The sequence below is a fragment of the Hydrogenophaga sp. genome, assembly GCF_031426985.1.
Classification (GTDB): Bacteria; Pseudomonadota; Gammaproteobacteria; order Burkholderiales; family Burkholderiaceae_C; genus Hydrogenophaga.
On the sequence record NZ_JASJOY010000238.1, the window covers coordinates 1 to 16,377 of the forward strand.

Genomic DNA, 16,377 nt, shown 5'->3' on the forward strand with positions numbered 1-16,377 from the left:
TTGGGAAACACCAGCCCATAGGCCGCGACGATGGGCACCACCAGCATCGAGGTGCGGTTGCCCGGGATGCCGCCGATGCAGTGTTTGTCCACCACCAGGGGCTGCTGCCAGTCCAGCCGGCGGCCGGTGGCGACCATGGCCTCGGTGAGGAAGAACACCTCTTCGCGGTCCAGCTCGCTGCGGTTGCAGGCCACCACAAAGGCGGTCAGTTCGATCTTGGAATAGCGGTGCTGGGCGATGTCGCCGATGATGGCTCGGAAGTCTTCGCTGCCCAGCCGCTCGCCGTTGATCTTGCGAAACAGCGCTGGCATGGAGGCCGGCGGCTCGGCCTGCGACACCGAGGCGGGATGCCCGTCGGGCACGGCCAGTTGCGCGAACGCGTCTTCTGACACGCCCAGTTCGCCACAGCCGACGATGGCCACGTCGTCCACCACGTTGAGCGTGGCCAGGATGCGCTTGCCGTTGGCCCGCACCTCCACTTTGGACAAGGCCTGGAAGCCCTCCGCCCGCACCACCGCGCAGTCGCGGTGCAGGTAGGCCACGTTCTCGCGCCAGGTGTCGATGGCCACGCGTTTGAGTGTCAGGCCTTGCGGGGGCGCTTTCACGGCGTCGTTCGCCGCACGGGGTTCTGCAGTCTCCATGCGCACACGATACACCTGCGCAGACGCCGCTCGCGCGCCTGTCGCACCCCGCACCGCTCCCTATACTTGTGCGCCCACTCCATCCCGTCCGAAAGGTCTGCATGAGCTACGTTTTCACCCCCCCGCCCGTGGTCTCGGTTCCCGTTCTGGGTCGCGCCGAGCGCTTCCCGGTCCACCGCATCTACTGCGTGGGCCGCAACTACGAAGAGCACGCCAAGGAGATGGGCTTCACCGGGCGTGAGCCCCCGTTCTTCTTCCTCAAGCCGGCCGACGCCATCGTGGTGGCCGACGCGGGCCAGACGGCCCACATTCCCTACCCCACGCTCACGGCCAACCTGCACCACGAGATCGAACTCGTGGTTGCCATCGGCACGGGCGGCCGCAACATCCGGGCCGCGGACGCTCATCAGCACATCTTCGGCTACGCCGTGGGCCTTGACATGACGCGCCGCGACCTGCAGAACGAGATGAAAAAGCAGGGCCGCCCCTGGTGCATCGGCAAGGGCTACGACCAGTCCGCACCCATCGGCCCCATCACGCCAGCCGCCCAGGCCGGCGACATCACCAACGCCGCCATCTGGGTCCAGGTCAACGGCCGGGACCGCCAGCGCAGCCAGGTGTCCAAGCTGATCTGGAACATCGCCGAGACCATCGAGCACCTGTCCCAGGCCTGGGAACTGCAGCCCGGCGATCTGATCTACACCGGCACGCCCGAAGGCGTGGCCGCCGTGGTCCGCGGCGACACCATGACCGGCGGCATCGACGGCCTGACCGGCATCACCGTGCAGGTGGACTGAGAAGGTGTGAGCGATGGTGTGAGCGGCACGACTTCCGTCACACCCGCGCACCGTTTCGGTCTCAACCGAGGGTTACACCCGTGGCCGTGCGAAACCGGGGCGCGATACTCGGCCCCGTGTCTGACCGCCCCCTCACAGGAGACCGCACCGCCATGATCCCACGCAGAACCCTGCTCCAGTCCGGCGCCGCCCTGGCCCTGGGCGCCCCCGCCCTGATCGGCTTTGCCCAGCAAAGCGTCACGCTCAAGTTCCACACTTTCATGGCGCCGCAGTCCAACGTGTGGCTGAACATGAACAAGGCCTGGATGGACAAGGTGACCAAGGACTCGGACGGCCGCATCAAGTTCGAGGCCTACCCGGCCATGCAGCTGGGCGGTTCGCCGATGCAGCTGTACGACCAGGCCAAGGACGGCGTGGTCGACATCGTCTGGACCCTGCCCGGCAACACGCCTGGCCGCTTCCCGCGCATCGAGGTGTTCGAACTGCCGTTCATGATGAACAACGCAGAAGCCACTTCGCGGGCCTTCTGGGAATACACCATGACCATGGCCCCGGACGAGTTCAAGGACGTGCAGCCGCTGGCGCTGCAGGTGCACGGCCCCGGCATGTTCCACATGCGCGACAAACTCATCAAAACGGCCGAAGACCTGCGCGGATCCAAGGTGCGTGGCCCCACCCGCCAGATCACCAAGATGCTGGGCTATCTGGGCGCCACCCCGGTGGGCATGCCGCTGCCACAGATCCCCGACGCGCTGTCCAAGGGCGTGATCAACGGCTGCGTGATCCCCTGGGAGGTGGTGCCGGCCGTGAAGGTGCAGGAGCTGACCAAGTTCCACAGCGAGTTCGACCCCGCCGGCGGCGCGCTCTACACCACCACCTTCATCATGGCCATGAACAAGGCCAAGTACAACTCGCTGGCACCCGACCTGCGCGCCATCATCGACAAGAACTCCGGCATCGAAACCTCGGCCTGGCTCGGCAAGGTGCAACAAAGCGGCGACATTCCCGGCCGCGCGGCAGCGGTCAAGCTGGGCAACACCATCCACACCATACCGGCGACCGACGCGCAGGAATTCAAGCGCAAGGCCCGCCTGGTGGAAGTGGAATGGATGCAGGACATGGACAAACGCGGCTTCAACGGCAAAAAGCTGTTCGACACCGCCAAAGCCCTGATCGACAAGCACGGCAAGGCCGCGTCGGCCAAGAAAGCCTGATCGGCAGCACCCGGCACCGGCATCCAGGGGCTCCGCGGAGCCCCTTTTTGTTTGCCCCTACACTGCCACGATGCAGCGCCTACCGATCAAACACTGCCGCGAGTGCGGATCGCCCGTCACCTACCGCCTGCCCGATGACGGCGACACCAAACCCCGGGCGGTCTGCACCGTCTGCCAGACCATCCACTACGAAAATCCGCTCAACGTGGTGGGCACCGTGCCGGTGTGGGGTGCCGCGGGCGAATTCGTGTTGCTGTGCAAGCGCAACATCGAGCCGCGCAAAGGCAAATGGACCCTGCCCGCCGGTTTCATGGAACTGGGCGAAACCACCGCCCAGGGCGCCGCACGCGAGACGGACGAAGAAGCCGGTGCCCAGATCGAACTGGGCGAGCTGTTCACCCTCATGAACGTCGCCCGCGTCGGCCAGGTGCACCTGTACTACCGCGCCCGGCTGCTCAGCGACCGCTTCAACCCGGGCACCGAAACCATGGAAGCCCGCCTGTTCACAGAGGACCAGATCCCCTGGGACGAGATCGCCTTTCGCACCGTGCGCGAGACGCTGACCCAATATTTTGCGGACCGCCGCCGGGGCAGCTTCGGCATGCATGTGATGGACATCGACTGAAGCGCCGCGCTGGTCCCCGCCCAGGGACCACAGACCGCGCGTGGCAGGGATCGACGGCCCGTCTCAGCCGTTCGGGGCGTCCCCGATGGCCGCGCCCTGCGCTGCCAGCGGGCTGCGAAACACGAGACAGAAGGACGTCAGGCCATCGACCGAGGTGACGGAGACCTCGCCCCCGTGGGCCAGCATGATCGCTTTGGTGATCGACAGGCCCAGGCCCGCGCCATCTGAGTCCGGGTGGCTGCGCGACCTGTCCACCCGGAAGAAGCGGTCGAACAAACGCGGCAAGGCCTCCGGCGCGATGGTCTCCCCCCGGTTGTTGAGACACAGCGTGGCGGTGCCATCCTGCTCTTCGATCGTTACCGTCACCTCCGCATCGGCAGTGGAATGCCGGAGGGCGTTCGACAGCAGGTTGCCGATGGCGCGACGGATCATCAGACGGTCCCCCATGACCCGTGCCTGACCGGTGATCGATAGGCGGATGCCCTTGTCGTCGGCCACCGCATCGTAGAAGTCGAACAGCGCCCGCGCCTCCTGGTCCAGCCAGATCGCCTCCGGGTGGGGCAGTTCGATGCCGTGCGCCGTCTTGGCCAGAAACAGCATGTCGGACACCATGCGCGCCAGGCGCTGGAACTCTTCGGCGTTGGAGGCGAGGATGTCCTGGTAGACGCTCGCCTCCCGCTTCTGCGCCAAGGACACCTGGGTCTGGGTCAGCAGGTTGTTGATCGGCGTGCGCAGCTCGTGCGCCAGGTCGCTGGAGAAATCCTGCAGGCGGGCGAAATCCGCCTGCAGCCGCTCCAGCATGGTGTTCAGGCTTTGCGCCAGTTCGGCAAATTCCACCGGCACCGTCTCAACAGGCATGCGCTGGTCCAGCCGCTGGCCGGTGACGGCCTGCGCGCGTTCCTTCATGGTGCGCAGCGGGCTCAGCCCGTTGCGCGCGGCCCACCAGCCCAGCAAGCCGCTGAGCGAAATGGCGGCCAGCAGGTAGAGGGCCAGCGTCTGCACCAGCTTGTGCATGAAGTGCGCGTGGTGCGCGGTGTCCAGCGCCACCAGAATCTGCAGGGGTGTCTGCGCAGCCGGAGCCTCCACCAGCGCCCGCATGCCGCGCAGCGTCTGCCCGCCCACACGCCAGTCGGTCGGCTGGTCAGGGGCCGCCGCTGCCCCCACCGCCGACGGCGGGAACACACCTTCCCGAGTGGCAAAAACCACCTGCTCCCCCTGGCGCAGCTCGATGAAGAGCCCCTGGTGGCTGGCCAGCACACCGCTGAGCTGAGGTACCAGCGGCGCCCCAGGACCCGAGGCCTGGACGATCTTCTGGATCAGCGCGATCTTGTCTTTCAGAAAGTCCCGGTCCAGCTCGACGAAATGGCGCTCGGTGGCCATGACCACCAGCGCCCCCAGCCCGACCAGAACCACCGCCGACACCAGGGTGTACAGGGCGGTCAACCGCGCGGTCAGCGAGATGCGGCCCAGCATCAGCGCGGGGCCTCGGGGGCTTCGAGCACATAGCCCATGCCCCGCACCGTCTGGATCAGGCGCGGTTCAAAGCCTTCGTCGACCTTGGCCCTGAGCCGCCTCATGGCCACCTCGATCACATTCGTGTCGCTGTCGAAGTTCACGTCCCAGACCTGCGAGGCGATCAGCGAGCGCGGCAAAACTTCCCCCTGGCGCCGCATCAGCAGTTCCAGCAAACCGAACTCTTTGGCGGTCAGGTCGATGCGCTTGCCCGCGCGCGTGACCCGTCGGCGCAGCAGGTCCAGTTCCAGATCGGCCACCTGGATCGTGGTGGCTTCCTGGTTCCCCCGGCCACGGCGCAGGATGATGCGCACCCGGGCCAGCAGTTCGGCAAACGAAAACGGTTTGACCAGGTAGTCGTCGGCCCCCAGCTCCAGCCCCTTCACGCGGTCTTCCACCTGGTCGCGCGCCGTGAGGAACAGCACCGGCATCGTGCGGCCCTCGCTGCGCAGCCGCTTGAGGATGTCCCAGCCGTTCATGCCGGGCAGCATCACGTCGAGGATCAGCAGGTCGTGGTCACCCTCCAGGCCCTGGTGCAGGCCGTCCACGCCGTTGTCCACCAGGTCCACCACATAGCCCGCCTCGCGCAGGCCCTGGCGCAAATAGTCCCCGGCTTTGGGCTCGTCTTCAACAATCAGAATCTTCACGGCATCGCTCCTGGCGGGTAGTTTGCCTGCGCAACAGACCGGCTGGAGCAAGATGACATTTTTGTAATCCGCCCGACAGGCAGTCGACGGACTGGTGCCCGCAGAATCCAGCCCGCTTGATCTGCATCAAAAAAGGAGCGACACCCGTGAAATGGCCCCCCTCTGTTCAAGCCAGCGCAGCCCGGCTGGCGGCTGGTGTGCTCGTGCTGCTGCCGCTGGCCCTGTCCGCGCAGCAGACGCCACCATCCCCCACGCAGCCGTCGGACTGGCGCCAGGCCAACGACGCCGTGGGCGCTTACCCGCGCGGGCATGCGGACGTTCTCAAATGGGAGCGGGCTCATCCCGCCTCGCAGCAGGCCCCGGAGGCCGCAGTGCCAGGCACCGCGGTGCCCACCCTGGACGATGCGGTGAGCCGGGCCTGGCTGCCCCACCCCGAACTGGCCCGGGTGCAGTCGCGCCTGGGGCCGCAGAACGTGCAGGCCATCGCCAGCGGACGCTGGGAGGCCCTGGACCCCAGCCTGCAGCGCCGGGTGGACGACATGGGTGAGCTGCTGGAAGTCGCCGCCCAGGCGCGCAAGGCCTGGCTGGAAGCCGTCGCGGCGCGCCAGACCGTGCGCCACCAGCAAACCCGGCTGGAAGCGGCGCAGGCCGCGAGCGAGCTGGGCCAGCGGATGGTCGCCGTGGGCAACTGGAGCCGGCTGCAACTGTCGCCCTGGCTATTGGCCGAGGCCTCGGCGCGCATGGATCTGCGGCGGGCGTCGTTCGCGGCCGCCCAGGCGCAGACCCGCCTCATCGACCTGCTGGGTCTGAGCGGCGTGGACACCGCGCTGGCCTTGCCCGACCGGTTGCCCGATGTGCCGGCCACGGCGGTGCCCGATGCCGAACTGCAGCAGCGCGCGTCGGCCATCCAGGCGCAACTGCCCGCGGCCGAGCAGCGGCGCAACAAGGCGCTGGCCCCAACCGCCATCGCGGCCTATCAGACCGCGCACGCCCTGGCGCTGGACAGCCGCGACGTGGTGCTCAAGGAACGGACGTTCATCACCGAAGAAACGGTGCTGCACTACAACGGCATGCTCAAGAGCGTGTGGGACCTGCTGGACGAAACCCTCAACCAGGCGCAGGCCACGGCCGACGCCATCGCTGCGCAGCGCGACTTCTGGATCGCCCAGACCGACCTGCAATGGGTCCTGCAGGGTGGCACACCCGACCGCTTCGTCTCACTGGCCGGTGGCGAACAAGCCCCCACGGCCGCCGCGCACTGACCGGCACGACAGGAACATCTCGACATGAACACCGCTTCCCGACGACAGTTTTTTGCCGGCGCCGCCGCTTCGGTGGCCGGCCTGGCCGTGGCCCGCTCCGCGCTGGCGGGCTTGCCCGAGCCGGTGATCCAGACCTCCGTGGACACCGCGCCGCCGCTGATCCCGACCACCGGCCGGCCCTACAACCCGGTGGTCACGCTCAACGGCTGGACCCTGCCCTGGCGCATGAACAACGGCGTCAAGGAGTTCCACCTGGTGGCCGAGCCGGTGGTGCGCGAAGTCTCGCCCGGCTTCAAGGTCAACATGTGGGGCTACAACGGTCAGAGCCCGGGCCCCACCATCGAGGTGGTCGAAGGCGACCGGGTGCGCATCTTCGTGACCAACAAACTGCCCGAACACACCACCGTGCACTGGCACGGCCAGCGCCTGCCCTGCGGCATGGACGGCGTCGGTGGCCTGACGCAGCGGCAGATTCCTGTGGGCAAGACCTATGTGTACGAGTTCGAGGCGCGCCGCCCTGGCAGCTTCATGTACCACCCGCACGCCGACGAGATGGTGCAGATGGCCATGGGCATGATGGGCCTGTGGATCACCCACCCCAAGGCCAAACACCCGCACATCAGCGCGGTGGACCGCGATTTCTGCTTCCTGCTCAACGCGTTCGACGTCGAGCCCGGCAGCAAGACGCCCCAGGTCAACACCATGACCGACTTCAACATCTGGTGCTGGAACAGCCGCGTGTTCCCGGCCATCGACAGCCTGAACGTGCGGCTGGGCGACCGGGTGCGCATCCGCGTCGGCAACCTCACCATGACCAACCACCCGATCCACCTGCATGGGCACGAATTCCAGGTCACGGGCACCGACGGCGGCCCGGTCCCGCCCGGCGCGCGCTGGCCCGAGGTGACCACCGACGTGGCCGTGGGGCAGATGCGCCAGATCGAGCTGATCGCCGACGAAGAAGGCGACTGGGCCCTGCACTGCCACAAGAGCCACCACACCATGAACGCCATGGGCCACGACGTGCCGACCACGATCGGCGTCGACCACCGCGGTCTGGTCGGCAAGATCCAGAAAGTCGCGCCCGACTACATGCTGATGGGCGAACGCGGCATGGCCGACATGGGCGAGATGCAGATGCCGATCCCCGACAACACCGCGCCCATGATGACCGGCAACGGCCCCTTCGGCCCGCTGGAGATGGGCGGCATGTTCTCGGTGTTCAAGGTGCGCAAGGACCAGAAGCCCGGCGACTACAAAGACCCGGGGCCATACAAGTTCCCCGAGGGCACGGTGGCCTACGAATGGAATGGCACACCGCCGCCAGCCCCCCGCCCCCTGGGCAGCACCGATGCGCCACCGGCATCGGCCACCGCCGTCAAACCCACGGCCCATGGCATGTCCCACTGAAACCGCGCCGCCGCACCCGGCGGCGTTGTCCCCCCTTCCCACCGCCCCTTCCCCGTCATCAGCCCCGTCATTGAAAGAGCACCCATGAAATTCGCACGATCCTTCTGCCTTACTCGCACCGCCCTGTTGGCCGGCGGCTTGGCGCTGGCCGCCACCGTAGCCACCGCCGGCGGCAACCACGCCGGCGGGCACCACGAATCGCCGATCGGACAGCCCGGGGTGGCCGCCCAGGTCCGTCGCACGGTGGAGGTGGACATGGTCAGCGGGATGCGGTTCAAGCCCTCGGACATCCGCGTCAAGGCCGGTGAAACGGTCCGCTTCGTGCTCCGCAACACCGACAGCGTCAAACACGAGTTCAGCCTGGGCACGCAGCAGGAACTGCTGGAGCACTACGAGGTGATGAAGAAATTCCCCGACATGGAGCACGACGAACCCAACAAGGTCTCGCTCGCGCCCGGCCAGCGGGGTGAGGTGATCTGGAAATTCACCCACGCCGGCGCGGTGGACTTCGCCTGCCTGCACGTGGGGCACTTCGACGCCGGCATGAAGGGCCAGGTCAAGGTCGCGGCGAAATAAGCACACACAGCCCTGGTGCCGCCTGGGTGGCGGTTGCGGGGCTGGAACCCCAGAAGGAGCATTGCATGAACACATTTCCATTTCGCGCCGCATGGGCCGCTGCAGCCCTGGCCCTGCCGTGCTGGGCGGTCACGCCAGCATTCGCACAGACGGGCATGGACCACAACAGCCCGACGGGCATGGCCGCCGCGCCGGAGATGACCGACGGGGAGGTCAGGAAAGTGGACAAGGACGCGGGCAAGATCACCCTGCGGCACGGGGAGATCAAACACATGGACATGCCCGGCATGACCATGGTGTTCGTGGTCAAGGACAAGGCCTTGCTGGATGCGGTGTCGGTGGGCGCCAAGGTCCGGTTCATGGCGGTCCGCGAGAACGGCCGGATGGTGGTGACCGACATCCAGCCGGCCCGGTGATGTCCCGATCCCGCTGGGTGCTGCTGGCCGCCACGGGCCTCGCGCTCGCCGGGGTGGTGGCGGCGTGGGCGCTGTGGCCGGGCGCTGCAGCGCCCCCCGTGGCCCTGCTGCGCACAGACGATGCACAGCTGCTGGAGCAGGGGCGGAACATCTATGCAGCCCAGTGCGCCAGCTGCCACGGCGTCCACCGGGAGGGACAGGCCCACTGGCGCGATCGGGGTGCCGATGGGCGCCTGCCGGCCCCCCCGCACGACGAAACCGGCCACACCTGGCACCACCCCGACGAACTGCTGTTTCGCATCACCCAGCAAGGGGTGGCCAAAGCGGTGGGCATCGAGGGCTACGCGTCCAACATGCCCGCATACGGCGGCACGCTCAGCGATGCGCAGATCGTGGCGGTGCTGTCCTGGATCAAGTCGCAATGGCCCGCCCGGGTGCAGGCCGACCACGACAGCATCAACCGGCAAGCGCGGGAGGCGCAAAACGGTTCCTGACATTTTTGTCATGCCCGCGTCATCTTTTCGACGCAGCGCCCTTTCTACAGTGACACCATGGCTGGACGGCTGCGCACCCCGCCCCGGGGACCGCAGACCGCCGCGCCACAGCCCGGCGCCATTGCCGCCTTGATGTCATGAAAGGAAATCGACATGTCCAAGTGGATCTCAGCCGTTGTGGGCGCGGCCGCCCTCAGCCTCACGTGCATCGCGGCCGCGCAAACGGCGGCTGATCACACCCAGCACCACCCCGAGCCGGCCAGCGCAGCGGCCCCCGCGGCCCCCCCGACCACCGAGCAGGCGCCGCCCGCCATGCCGCAGATGCAGCAGCGCATGCGCGAGCACATGGCCACCCTGCAGACGCTGCACAACCGCTTCGCCGCCGCCCAGACGCCGGCCGAGCGCGAGGCCTTGATGGCCGATCAGATGAAGGCCATGCAGGAAGGCATGGCCATGATGAAACACATGGGTGGCATGGGTGGCATGGGTGGCATGGGCGGCATGGGTGGAAAGGCCCGTGCCGGGGCGGCTCCCATGGACCCCGCGCAGCACCAGCCGTCGATGGAGCTGTGCATGGGCATGATGCAAAACATGATGGACATGATGGCGCAGCGCATGCCGGCCACCCCGCCGGCCAAGTGAGCCTGGCAGGCCATGCGCCTGGCCGTGGCCCGCCTGCATTCCCCTTTCGTTTCACACGGGCTGGTGCGCCAGCCTTCACGCACGGGCGGCGGTGAGCACCGGTCCGATCGGGCCCGCCTGCGCGCGCCCGGGCCGAAAAGCCCCGCCCAATCAACGGAGATGAACACATGAACAGATTTGAATGGGCCAGGTTGCTGGCGTTGGCCCCCGCGCTCTGGCTGGCCACTGGATGGTCCGCACAGGCTGCGGACCGCAAGGTCTACGTGGCCAACGAAGCTTCGGGCACGGTCAGCGTGATCGACGGGAGCAGCTTCAAACCACTGACCGCCATCGTGGTGGGATCGGGCCCGCACAACGTCCAGGCCTCACCCGATGGACAACGGGTCTGGGTCACCAACAACGGCCTGCCCCAGCACGCGACCGATCACGCGGCGCACACACAGGCCTCGGCTGGCGGTCACGGCGCCATGGCGACCGCCGGCGAGGTCTGGGCCATCGACACCGCCTCCGACCAGGTGGTGGCCCGCGTCACCGTCGGCCGGCATCCGGCCCACGTGGTCTTGTCGGCCGACGGTCGGCTGGCCTACGTCACCAACGGGGGCGACAACACCCTGAGCGTGGTGGACACCACGGCGCTGAAGGTGGTCGACACGCTGCCCACCGGCGGATTCCCCCATGGCATCCGCCTGAGCCCGGACGGCGCACAGGCCTACGTGGCCAACCTCAAAGACGGCACGGTGTCGGTGTTCGACACCCGGAGCCGAAAGGAAATCGACCGGATCGCCGTGGGCAAAGGCCCGGCGCAGGTGGGGTTTTCGCCCGACGGGAAGCAGGCTTTCGTGTCGCTGTCGCAGGAAGGCCAGATCGCCTTCATCGACCCCGTTGGCCGCAAGCTGGTTCGCAAGGTCCGGGTCGGTCAGGTGCCGATCCAGCTCTATGCCACCCCCGACAGCCGCAGCCTGCTGGTGGCCAACCAGGGCCAGCGCCAGAAACCCGGCCAGACGGTCAGCGTCATCGACCTCGCCACCCACCGGAACGTCGCCACCATCCGCACCGGTGCAGGTGCCCACGGCGTCGCCATCGGCACCGACGGCCGGTACGCGTTCGTGAGCAACGTGTACGCGAACACGGTGTCCGTCATCGATATCCAGGCGCGCAAGACCGTGGCCACCGTGCCGGTGGGCGGCGAGCCCAACGGGATCACCGTGGCGCCCTGAGGCGCGAGGCATCGCCCGCACGGTCGCCCAGCACGGGGGGGCAGCCGCCCCGCCGCCCCGGGATCATCCGGTGGTCACCGGGGCCGGCCGGCCACAGAATCCGGGCTGTGCGCGGGTGGCCGGCACCGTGGCGGCCGTCCGGGCCTGGTGTCGGTCAGCGGGAACGCGCCACACCACCGGGGCATCCAACGCCCTCCTCCCAATGCACCAGACCGTCTGATCATGGACATCCTCGCGCATGGCTTGTGGGCCGGACTCGGGCTCGCCTGGGCACACCACGCGCGACCGGTGAACCGCCGCACGCTGGCGCTGACGGTGGCCCTGGCCGTCGTGCCCGATGTGGTGCAGATGCTGCCGCTGCTGGTGTCGGCGGTGTGGTCCGCGGACGGCTGGACCGCCTTGAAGTCGTACACGATGGCGCTGCCGGGCCACGAACCGCCCCCGTCCCCGTGGTTGGCGGCGCTGACCCACCACCTGCATTGCGTGATGCACAGCGCCCTGGTGGCGGGTGGGGTGACCGCGCTGCTCTGGCTGTGGATCGGGCGCCTGTGGATCCCCCTGCTGGGCTGGTGGTCGCACATCGTGATCGATGTCTTCACCCATTCCGCGGACTTCTATCCTTCGCCGGTTTTCTATCCCCTGACCGATTGGGGCTTTGATGGGCTGGCCTGGAACACGCCCGGGTTCATGGTCGTGAATTACCTGGCCCTGGCCGCCTTGGCCGTGGTGGTGTGGCGCCGCCGGCACGGGGCCCGCACGTGACCGCCGCCCGCACAATAGGTGTTCCGACAGCCGCCACCTGCATGACCTCCGCACACGCCCTCACTCCCATCGCCCCATCCGCCCGCAGGGCGTTGCCCCTGCCGGTGGCGCCCAACACAACGGGGCGCCGGGCATGAACAACCGCCCCATCGGATCACCCGTGCTGCGCGGCGGCCTGCTGGCCCTGCTGGCCGCTGCCCTGTTCGGCCTGAGCACGCCGCTGGTGCAGCGCTTCGGCCAGGGGCTGGGACCGTTCACCACCGCGGCGCTGCTGTATGCCGGCGCGGCGGCGGTGGCGCTCGTGCAGCGCCGGGGTGCCCACCGCGAAGCCCCCTTGCAGCGCAGCGATGCGCCGCGCCTGCTGGCCATGGTGCTGGCCGGTGCGGTGCTGGGGCCGGTGGCGCTGGCCTGGGGCCTGCAGCGCACCAGCGGCGCCAGCGCCTCGTTGCTGCTCACGCTCGAAGCCGTGTTCACCGCGGTGCTGGCCTGGCGCTGGTATGGCGAGACCCTGGACGCACGTGTCAAGACCGCCGTGGCGCTCCTGCTCGCCGGGGGTGTGCTGCTGGTGATCGACCAGGGCCTGGCCGGCCAGGTGCAGTTGCTGGGTCTGCTGGCGGTGGCGCTGGCCACCGTGGCCTGGGGGGTGGACAACACCCTCTCGCGTGGCGTGGCCGAACGCGACCCGGGCCAGGTGGTGCTGGCCAAGGCGGCGCTGGGGGCCCTGGTCACCACCGGGGTCGCGCTGCTGCGGGGCGAGCCGCTGCCCAGCCAGACGGCCGCGCTGGCACTGCTGGCCGTGGGCGCCAGCGGCTACGGCCTGAGCCTGCGCTTTTATTTGCTGGCGCAGCGGCAGTTCGGCGCGGCGCGCACCGGGTCGGTGTTCGCCTTCGCGCCCTTCATCGGCGCGCTGGGCGCCTTCGCGCTGGGCGAGCGACCGCCCGGTGCGCTGCTGTTCGTCGGCGGCCTGTTCATGGTGGGCGGTGTGGTGCTGCACCTGCTCGAAGACCACCGCCACGAACACGAACACGAGCCGCTGGAGCACGAACACGCACACCGCCACGACGATGGACACCACCTGCACCGTCACGACCCCATGCCCGCCGGCCCGCACAGCCACCGGCATGTGCACGCCCCCCTGCACCACAGCCACCCGCACGGGCCCGACGCGCACCACACGCACAGGCATTGAAAGGCATGGACCGGCCCGGGCCGGTCGGCGCGGCGGGATGCCCCGCCGGATGCGCCCCGCCGGCCCCCTGCGGCATTGCTCGGGCCGCCGGTGAACGCCCTCTTCCACGGTGTCCCGGTGATCAGCCCCACCACCGCACCCCTGCCCGCGTGACGGCCCGCGCAGCCCGAACACCACCTGCACGGTTGCGGGACGGGTTGCCGCAGTGCTCCTGACACCACCGCTTCATCGCCACGCAGACACCGGGTGCCACCGGTGTGTTGGGAACACCCCATTGCGCCAACATTCCAATGATCGTTAGAATGTTGATCATGAACCATCGGCTGCTCCAAGACATCCCGTGCGAACCGGTCGCCCGCGTCGGGCAGGTATTGGCCAGTCCGCAGCGGCTGGCCGTGATCCCCCGGGACGTCGACATCGTCGCCGACCGCCGCGGGCATTTCTGCCTCCTGTCCGATGCAGCGCTGAAGCTGCTGCGCGAGCAGGGCGACCGCGCCCGCAAGACCTTCGATGGCCTCACCGAGGGGCGGGCCCCGGGCCTGCCACTGGCGAGCGGGATCGACCGCCGCTGATGGACTGGAGCACCTCATGGATCACCACCTGCTGTTCATCCTCAACGACGCCCCCTACGGCAACGAGCGGGCCTACAACGGCCTGCGGCTGGCCGGCGCCATGACCGCCAAAGACGGCGTGCGGGTGCGCGTGTTCCTCATGGCCGATGCCGTGGGCTGCGCCAAGGCCGGGCAGAAAGTGCCCGAGGGTTACTACAACGTGCAGCTCATGCTGGGCAAGGTGCTGCGCAAAGGCGAGGTGGCGCTGTGCGGCACCTGCATGGACGCGCGCGGTCTGAGCACATCGGACATGGTGAGCGGCGCCCAGCGTTCGACGCTGGCCCAGCTGGCCGACTGGACCGCCGAGGCCGACCAGGTCCTGGTCTTCTGAAACCCACGAAAGCCCACCATGTTTCCAGGCCGTCGCAACGTGCTCCTGCTGGCCGCCAGCCAGGCCCTGATGCTCTCGGCCATCGTGCTGTCGATGAGCCTGGCCGCCATCCTGGGCGCCACGCTGGCACCCGACAAGAGCCTGGCCACCCTGCCGGTGGCGATGATGGTGATCGGCACGGCCATCGCGTCGCTGCCGGCGGCCATGCTCATGCGCCGCCGGGGCCGCCGTACGGGCTTCCTCATGGGGGCCGCGCTGGGCGTGGCGGGCAGCACCCTGGCCGCCTATGGCCTGTGGCAAGGCTCGTTTGCGCTCTTTGTGCTGGGCCACCTGATGCTGGGCAGCTACCAGGGTTTTGCCAACTACTACCGCTTCGCCGCCGCCGAGGCGGTGGACGCCTCGCACACCACCCGCGCGATTGCCTGGGTGGTGGCCGGGGGCGTGGTGGCGGCCTTTGTCGGGCCGCAACTGGCGCAATGGGGGCGCGACTGGCTGGTGTCCGGCCCCTTCGTGGGTTCGTACCTGGCGCAGGCCGCGCTCAGTGTGGCGGCGCTGGGCCTGCTGTCGCAGGTCCGGCTCAAGCCGGCGGCGTCGGTGGCGGCGGGCACGGCCCGGTCCGTGAGGGAACTGTTGTCGCAGCCCTTGTTGCTGATCTCGATCCTGGGCGCGGCGGTGGGCTATTCCGTGATGATCATGGTCATGACCGCGACCCCGCTGGCCATGCTGGGCTGCGGCCTGCCAGGGCAGAGCGTGACGCCGGTGATCCAGTGGCATGTGGTGGGCATGTTCGCGCCCTCGTTCTTCACCGGCCACCTGGTCAAACGGTTTGGCGCGCCGCGCATCATGCAGACCGGTTTCGTGCTACTGCTGGGCCATGTGACCGTGGCGCTCTCGGGGCTGGCGTTCCTGCACTTTGCATCGGCGCTGGTGCTGCTGGGCGTGGGCTGGAACTTCGCCTTCGTGGGCGGCACCGCGCTGCTGACGCAGACCTACCGCCCGGCCGAACAGCTCAAGGTGCAGGCCATCAACGAGTTTCTGGTGTTCGGGCTGGTGGCGGCGTCCAGCTTGTCCGCCGGCTGGCTGTACGACCGCTACGGCTGGTCCACCCTGAACCTGGCCGTGGTGCCGTTCCTGGCGTTGGCGTTGCTGGCGTCCATCGGCACCGAGTGGAAAGCCCTCCGCCTGCGGGAGCGCACATGAGCGTTGAACACTGGGTTCTGGCCCATGAGCCGCTGATCCGCATGGGCTTCTTCGTCGGCGTGTTCGCGATCGTCGCCTTGTGGGAACTGGCGACGCCGCGCCGGGTGCTGCGGCTCACGCGCCGTCAACGATGGACCGCCAACCTCGGCATCGTGCTGCTCAACACGGTGATCGTGCGCCTGGTGTTCCCGACCGCGGCGGTCGGCATGGCCGCGCTGGGTATTGAACGGGGCTGGGGGCTGCTGAACAATTTCGATGTGCCGTTCTGGCTGGCGGTGCCCATGGCCGTGGTGGCCATGGATTTCGTCATCTGGCTGCAGCACGTGATGGTGCACGCCGTGCCCGCGTTCTGGCGGCTGCACCGTGTGCACCACGCCGACCTCGACTACGACCTGACCACGGGCACACGCTTTCATCCGCTGGAGATCGTGCTGTCCATGGGCATCAAGTTCGCCACCATCACACTGCTGGGGGCGCCGGTGCTGGCGGTGGTGATTTTTGAGGTGCTGCTCAGCGCCTGCGCCACCTTCAACCACGGCAACATCCGGCTGCCCGATGGCGTGGACCGGGTGCTGCGCTGGTTCATCGTCACGCCCGACATGCACCGGGTGCACCACTCGGTCGAAGACGATGAGCGCAACGCCAACTTCGGCTTCAACCTCACCTGGTGGGACCGGCTCTTCGGCACCTACCGCGAGCAGCCGCGCGCCGGCCAGACCGGCATGACCATCGGCATCCACGGCCACACCGACCCGCACGAGGTGGCGCGCCTGCCCGGCATGCTGGCACTGCCCTTCAAGGCATGACGGTGTGGGGACAGCCGCGTAGCTG

18 protein-coding genes and 1 pseudogene are annotated in these 16,377 nt (G+C 68.4%); 16 read left to right on the top strand and 3 right to left on the bottom strand.

All coding sequences use genetic code 11. The features are described 5' to 3' along the window. A pseudogene (locus tag RMP09_RS23625) lies at positions 1-641 on the bottom strand (thymidine phosphorylase); the annotation flags it as partial. Positions 642-742: 101 nt separating this feature from the next. Here RMP09_RS23625 and RMP09_RS23630 point away from each other — a divergent pair. From RMP09_RS23630 to RMP09_RS23640, 3 genes are all read left to right on the top strand, one after another. Further along, positions 743-1,438, top strand: coding sequence for a fumarylacetoacetate hydrolase family protein (locus tag RMP09_RS23630; RefSeq protein WP_310568420.1), 696 nt, complete (start codon positions 743-745; stop codon positions 1,436-1,438). Between the two features lie 152 nt (positions 1,439-1,590). Next, on the top strand, positions 1,591-2,652 hold the full coding sequence (locus RMP09_RS23635; protein ID WP_310568421.1) for a TRAP transporter substrate-binding protein: 1,062 nt from the start codon (positions 1,591-1,593) through the stop codon (positions 2,650-2,652). Between the two features lie 70 nt (positions 2,653-2,722). Then, positions 2,723-3,277 carry an NUDIX hydrolase gene (locus RMP09_RS23640; protein WP_310568422.1) on the top strand — a complete coding sequence of 185 codons (555 nt, stop codon included), beginning with the start codon at positions 2,723-2,725 and terminating at the stop codon, positions 3,275-3,277. A 63-nt stretch (positions 3,278-3,340) separates the two neighbouring features. Here RMP09_RS23640 and RMP09_RS23645 read toward each other — a convergent pair whose 3' ends face one another. Beyond that, the gene (locus tag RMP09_RS23645) at positions 3,341-4,750 is read right to left on the bottom strand and encodes a heavy metal sensor histidine kinase (protein ID WP_310568423.1); all 1,410 of its coding nucleotides are present in this window, start codon (positions 4,748-4,750) and stop codon (positions 3,341-3,343) included. Continuing rightward, positions 4,750-5,436, bottom strand: coding sequence for a heavy metal response regulator transcription factor (locus tag RMP09_RS23650; RefSeq protein WP_310568424.1), 687 nt, complete (start codon positions 5,434-5,436; stop codon positions 4,750-4,752). Before RMP09_RS23650 ends, RMP09_RS23645 begins: the two co-directional genes overlap by 1 nt. 146 nt (positions 5,437-5,582) lie before the next feature. Here RMP09_RS23650 and RMP09_RS23655 point away from each other — a divergent pair, with 146 nt between their 5' ends. From RMP09_RS23655 to RMP09_RS23715, 13 genes are all read left to right on the top strand, one after another. After that, positions 5,583-6,698 carry a hypothetical protein gene (locus RMP09_RS23655; protein ID WP_310568425.1) on the top strand — a complete coding sequence of 372 codons (1,116 nt, stop codon included), beginning with the start codon at positions 5,583-5,585 and terminating at the stop codon, positions 6,696-6,698. Positions 6,699-6,722: 24 nt separating this feature from the next. Next, positions 6,723-8,108 (top strand): copper oxidase, encoded by a 1,386-nt coding sequence (locus RMP09_RS23660; RefSeq protein ID WP_310568426.1) that lies wholly within the window; start codon positions 6,723-6,725, stop codon positions 8,106-8,108. An 84-nt stretch (positions 8,109-8,192) separates the two neighbouring features. Continuing rightward, positions 8,193-8,684: a cupredoxin family protein gene (locus RMP09_RS23665; RefSeq protein WP_310568427.1), complete on the top strand. Its 492-nt coding sequence runs from the start codon at positions 8,193-8,195 to the stop codon at positions 8,682-8,684. 65 nt (positions 8,685-8,749) lie between these two features. Beyond that, a complete protein-coding gene (locus RMP09_RS23670) occupies positions 8,750-9,100 on the top strand; it encodes a copper-binding protein (RefSeq protein WP_310568428.1) in 351 nt (116 codons plus the stop codon). Further along, complete coding sequence (locus RMP09_RS23675) at positions 9,100-9,594, top strand: c-type cytochrome (protein ID WP_310568429.1); 495 nt, start codon at positions 9,100-9,102, stop codon at positions 9,592-9,594. Before RMP09_RS23670 ends, RMP09_RS23675 begins: the two co-directional genes overlap by 1 nt. Positions 9,595-9,747: 153 nt before the next feature. Continuing rightward, positions 9,748-10,236, top strand: a complete 489-nt coding sequence (locus RMP09_RS23680) for a hypothetical protein (protein WP_310568430.1) — start codon at positions 9,748-9,750, stop codon at positions 10,234-10,236. A 167-nt stretch (positions 10,237-10,403) separates the two neighbouring features. Next, positions 10,404-11,453, top strand: a complete 1,050-nt coding sequence (locus RMP09_RS23685) for a cytochrome D1 domain-containing protein (RefSeq protein WP_310568431.1) — start codon at positions 10,404-10,406, stop codon at positions 11,451-11,453. 222 nt (positions 11,454-11,675) lie between these two features. Continuing rightward, on the top strand, positions 11,676-12,215 hold the full coding sequence (locus RMP09_RS23690; RefSeq protein ID WP_310568432.1) for a hypothetical protein: 540 nt from the start codon (positions 11,676-11,678) through the stop codon (positions 12,213-12,215). A gap of 133 nt (positions 12,216-12,348) precedes the next feature. Further along, the gene (locus RMP09_RS23695; RefSeq protein ID WP_310568433.1) at positions 12,349-13,404 is read left to right on the top strand and encodes a DMT family transporter; all 1,056 of its coding nucleotides are present in this window, start codon (positions 12,349-12,351) and stop codon (positions 13,402-13,404) included. A gap of 311 nt (positions 13,405-13,715) precedes the next feature. After that, the gene (locus RMP09_RS23700; protein WP_310568434.1) at positions 13,716-13,976 is read left to right on the top strand and encodes a hypothetical protein; all 261 of its coding nucleotides are present in this window, start codon (positions 13,716-13,718) and stop codon (positions 13,974-13,976) included. A gap of 16 nt (positions 13,977-13,992) precedes the next feature. Then, positions 13,993-14,346, top strand: coding sequence for a DsrE family protein (locus RMP09_RS23705; RefSeq protein ID WP_310568435.1), 354 nt, complete (start codon positions 13,993-13,995; stop codon positions 14,344-14,346). Between the two features lie 18 nt (positions 14,347-14,364). Further along, positions 14,365-15,546, top strand: coding sequence for an MFS transporter (locus RMP09_RS23710; RefSeq protein ID WP_310568436.1), 1,182 nt, complete (start codon positions 14,365-14,367; stop codon positions 15,544-15,546). Beyond that, positions 15,543-16,352: a sterol desaturase family protein gene (locus RMP09_RS23715; protein ID WP_310568437.1), complete on the top strand. Its 810-nt coding sequence runs from the start codon at positions 15,543-15,545 to the stop codon at positions 16,350-16,352. The genes RMP09_RS23710 and RMP09_RS23715 overlap by 4 nt, the downstream gene beginning before the upstream one ends. Positions 16,353-16,377: the final 25 nt, after the last annotated feature.

What these genes read in the sequence shown, in the direction of transcription:
- RMP09_RS23630 (WP_310568420.1), top strand. Translation starts at nt 743, where the DNA reads ATGAGCTACGTTTTCACCCCCCCGCCCGTGGTCTCGGTTCCCGTTCTG.
- RMP09_RS23635 (WP_310568421.1), top strand. Translation starts at nt 1,591, where the DNA reads ATGATCCCACGCAGAACCCTGCTCCAGTCCGGCGCCGCCCTGGCCCTG.
- RMP09_RS23640 (WP_310568422.1), top strand. Translation starts at nt 2,723, where the DNA reads ATGCAGCGCCTACCGATCAAACACTGCCGCGAGTGCGGATCGCCCGTC.
- RMP09_RS23645 (WP_310568423.1), bottom strand. Translation starts at nt 4,750, where the DNA reads ATGCTGGGCCGCATCTCGCTGACCGCGCGGTTGACCGCCCTGTACACC.
- RMP09_RS23660 (WP_310568426.1), top strand. Translation starts at nt 6,723, where the DNA reads ATGAACACCGCTTCCCGACGACAGTTTTTTGCCGGCGCCGCCGCTTCG.
- RMP09_RS23665 (WP_310568427.1), top strand. Translation starts at nt 8,193, where the DNA reads ATGAAATTCGCACGATCCTTCTGCCTTACTCGCACCGCCCTGTTGGCC.
- RMP09_RS23670 (WP_310568428.1), top strand. Translation starts at nt 8,750, where the DNA reads ATGAACACATTTCCATTTCGCGCCGCATGGGCCGCTGCAGCCCTGGCC.
- RMP09_RS23675 (WP_310568429.1), top strand. Translation starts at nt 9,100, where the DNA reads ATGTCCCGATCCCGCTGGGTGCTGCTGGCCGCCACGGGCCTCGCGCTC.
- RMP09_RS23680 (WP_310568430.1), top strand. Translation starts at nt 9,748, where the DNA reads ATGTCCAAGTGGATCTCAGCCGTTGTGGGCGCGGCCGCCCTCAGCCTC.
- RMP09_RS23685 (WP_310568431.1), top strand. Translation starts at nt 10,404, where the DNA reads ATGAACAGATTTGAATGGGCCAGGTTGCTGGCGTTGGCCCCCGCGCTC.
- RMP09_RS23690 (WP_310568432.1), top strand. Translation starts at nt 11,676, where the DNA reads ATGGACATCCTCGCGCATGGCTTGTGGGCCGGACTCGGGCTCGCCTGG.
- RMP09_RS23695 (WP_310568433.1), top strand. Translation starts at nt 12,349, where the DNA reads ATGAACAACCGCCCCATCGGATCACCCGTGCTGCGCGGCGGCCTGCTG.
- RMP09_RS23700 (WP_310568434.1), top strand. Translation starts at nt 13,716, where the DNA reads ATGAACCATCGGCTGCTCCAAGACATCCCGTGCGAACCGGTCGCCCGC.
- RMP09_RS23705 (WP_310568435.1), top strand. Translation starts at nt 13,993, where the DNA reads ATGGATCACCACCTGCTGTTCATCCTCAACGACGCCCCCTACGGCAAC.
- RMP09_RS23710 (WP_310568436.1), top strand. Translation starts at nt 14,365, where the DNA reads ATGTTTCCAGGCCGTCGCAACGTGCTCCTGCTGGCCGCCAGCCAGGCC.
- RMP09_RS23715 (WP_310568437.1), top strand. Translation starts at nt 15,543, where the DNA reads ATGAGCGTTGAACACTGGGTTCTGGCCCATGAGCCGCTGATCCGCATG.